The organism is Cryobacterium sp. MLB-32 (assembly GCF_000738085.1).
GTDB lineage: Bacteria > Actinomycetota > Actinomycetes > Actinomycetales > Microbacteriaceae > Cryobacterium.
The window spans coordinates 1-2,797 of record NZ_JPRS01000282.1 but is presented as its reverse complement, the minus strand read 5'-3'; the positions used below and the strand labels follow the sequence as shown (position 1 = coordinate 2,797).

At 66.6% G+C, this 2,797-nt stretch carries 3 protein-coding genes and 1 pseudogene; 3 read left to right on the top strand and 1 reads right to left on the bottom strand.

Annotated elements, in window-relative coordinates; genetic code table 11:
* The coding region (locus JF66_RS17595; RefSeq protein ID WP_035880064.1) for a C40 family peptidase at positions 1-493 on the top strand (493 nt) is incomplete at its 5' end.
* A 73-nt stretch (positions 494-566) separates the two neighbouring features.
* On the opposite strand, the gene JF66_RS17590 is transcribed toward JF66_RS17595, so the two are convergent.
* Positions 567-1,058 carry an inorganic diphosphatase gene (locus tag JF66_RS17590; protein ID WP_035880063.1) on the bottom strand — a complete coding sequence of 164 codons (492 nt, stop codon included), beginning with the start codon at positions 1,056-1,058 and terminating at the stop codon, positions 567-569.
* A gap of 45 nt (positions 1,059-1,103) precedes the next feature.
* Here JF66_RS17590 and tilS point away from each other — a divergent pair, with 45 nt between their 5' ends.
* Together tilS and hpt are read left to right on the top strand one after the other, a co-directional pair.
* A complete protein-coding gene (tilS, locus tag JF66_RS17585) occupies positions 1,104-2,108 on the top strand; it encodes a tRNA lysidine(34) synthetase TilS (protein WP_035880061.1) in 1,005 nt (334 codons plus the stop codon).
* A 17-nt stretch (positions 2,109-2,125) separates the two neighbouring features.
* Positions 2,126-2,697, top strand: a pseudogene (hpt, locus tag JF66_RS17580) (hypoxanthine phosphoribosyltransferase).
* Positions 2,698-2,797 lie beyond the last annotated feature (100 nt).

Genomic DNA, 2,797 nt, shown 5'->3' with positions numbered 1-2,797 from the left:
ACCGCCAGCGTCGACCGGCGGCAGCAGCTCTGGCGGCTCGTCCTCGGGCGGCAGCACCTCCACCGGTTCGAGCTCTGGAGCGTCGACCGGCGGCAGCACCCCGATTTCCAACGCCGGCGCTGTCAGCACCGCCCTGAGCTTCGCGCGAGCGCAGCTCGGCGACCGCTACGTGCTCGGCGGCGCGGGCCCCAACGTCTGGGACTGTTCCGGCCTCACCAAGGCGGCGTACGCCTCGGCCGGCATCTACATCGGCACACACTCGGCCACGAACCAGTACAACACCATGGCGGCGCAGGGAAAGCTCGTGTCGTTCTCCCAGGTGGCCGTGGGCGACCTCGTCTTCTGGGGCGGACGCGGTGACTACTATCACGTCGCCATCTATGTGGGTGGCGGACAGGTCCTGGAAGCACCGAACCCCTCCGCACCCGTGCGGATCCACAGCATCTGGAGCTTCGGCGACGTGTCACCCTACGTGGGCCGCCCGTCGTCCTAACGCGGACACATCGCGCAGAGACAACACAAAAGGCCCCCGAGCAGCGCTCGGGGGCCTTCGTCAGCGCTGGGGGCTAGTGCCCCTCGGCGGCAAGCTTGGTGATACCGTCGCGCACGATCTGGTCGGCTTCGGCGGCGTCGCCCCAGCCCTCGGTCTTGACCCATTTGCCGGGCTCAAGGTCCTTGTAGTGCTCGAAGAAGTGCTCGATCTCCTTGCGGGTGTACTCGGGAATGTCGAGCACGTCCTGAATGTGGTTCCAGCGCGGGTCGCCGGCGGGAACAGCGATCACCTTGGCGTCGGAGCCGCCGTCATCGGTCATGTTGAACACGGCGACCGGACGTACGGAGACGCCGACACCGGGAAACAGCGGGTAGTCGAGCAGCACGAGCACGTCGACGGGATCGCCGTCGAGGCCCAACGTGTTCTCGAAGTAGCCGTAGTCGGTCGGGTACATGAAGCTCGTGTACAACACGCGGTCGAGGTATACCCGACCGGTCTTGTGATCGACCTCGTACTTGTTGCGGCTCCCGCGGGGGATTTCGATGACTGCGTCGTATTCGGCCATGGCCTTTTTTCTCCCTTGATCTAAGTCTGCGGCTAACGTTACTGGATGCAGTCTGAACGCCGTCCCCGCCTGACCCCGGCCATCGCCGACATCCGCCGGGCCGTGCGCGCGGTTTTCACGTCGTCGTCGTCCGAAACCTTCGTTCTGGTCGGGCTGAGCGGGGGAGCGGATTCGCTCGCGCTGGCGGCCGCGACGGCTTGTGAGGCGCGGCGCTCGGGTGCCCGCGCCGGCGCGGTGATCGTGGATCACCGGCTGCAAGCGGGGTCAGCGGATGTCGCGGCCGCCGCCGCGGAGCAAGCCCGCCGGTTGGGCCTAGAGCCGGTACTGGTGCTCACCGTCAGCGTCGGAACCGATTCCGGCCCCGAAGCTGCGGCCCGCGCCGCCCGCTACGCCGCTTTCGAACGAGCCCTCGCGGAGACCGGCGCCGAGGCGGTGTTGCTCGGCCACACCCTCGACGACCAGGCCGAGACCGTTCTGCTCGGCCTCGCCCGCGGATCGGGGCCGACGAGCCTGCGTGGCATGAGCGCCCGAAACGGCCCCTATCTTCGTCCGATGCTCGGCATCCGCCGCGCTCTCACCCGCCAGTTCTGCGCCGACAGTGGTCTCGTGCCGTGGAACGACCCGCAGAATCTCGACCCGGCGTACGCCCGAGTGCGCGTGCGCGAAACGGTGCTGCCGCTGCTGGAGCGAGAACTCGGTCCGGGCATCAGCGAGGCGCTGGTGCGCACAGCCGACGCCCTGCGAGAGGACTCCGATGCCCTGGACGCTGTGGCTCGCGCGCTGCTGGGCACTGTATGGGTCAGTACCGCTGCGGGTGGGACCCTGCCGGTCGACGACCTGGCCGCGCAGCCGGCCGCCGTGCGGCAACGCATCATCCGCTTCGGCGTGGAGGCGCGATTCGGGTCCACTCTCGCGCGCACACACACCCTGGCCGTTGCTCGTCTGGTCACCGACTGGCACGGGCAGGAGGCTCTCGACCTGCCAGGCGTTAGAGTTGTCAGGCAGGACGGCGTGTTGATTTTCGCCGATCCTGGACACGCTTTCGAGTAAAGGACTGCCCCGCTCACATGGAACCTCGCGACATTGATGGCGACCTCACCGAAATTCTGATCAGCGAGGAGCAGATTCACTCCCGACTGGCCGAGATGTCGCGTGAGATCGAGGCCGACTACGCAGGCAAAGACCTGCTCCTCGTGGGAGTGCTCAAGGGCGCGGTCATGGTGATGGCCGACCTCGCCCGCGAACTGCACCACCCGATCACGATGGACTGGATGGCCGTGAGCTCCTACGGCTCCGGCACCGCCTCGAGCGGAGTCGTGCGGATCCTCAAGGACCTCGACACCGACCTCAGCGGCCGCCACGTGCTGATCGTGGAAGACATCATTGACTCCGGCCTGACTCTGTCATGCTGATCGCCAACCTGAACTCGCGCGGCCCGGCATCCGTGGAGATCTGCGCCCTGCTGCGCAAGCCCGATGCCGCGCGCGTCGAAATCGACGTGAAGTACGCCGGCTTCGACATCCCCAACCAGTTCGTCGTGGGCTATGGCCTCGACTATGCCGAGAAGTACCGTAACCTTCGATCCATCGCCGTACTGGCGCCGCACGTCTACTCTTCCGCGGGCTCAGCAAGCGCGTGAGCCTGAGGGGACTGTGAGTTCCCTATTCATCTTTAGGCGAACACACACCCTTCCCCCAGTGCAGGCACGCTAGCTTAGGAGCACCATGAACGTCAAGAAG

Coding starts and splice junctions, on each gene's coding strand:
- tilS (WP_035880061.1), top strand. CDS start 1,104: ATGCAGTCTGAACGCCGTCCCCGCCTGACCCCGGCCATCGCCGACATC.
- JF66_RS17590 (WP_035880063.1), bottom strand. CDS start 1,058: ATGGCCGAATACGACGCAGTCATCGAAATCCCCCGCGGGAGCCGCAAC.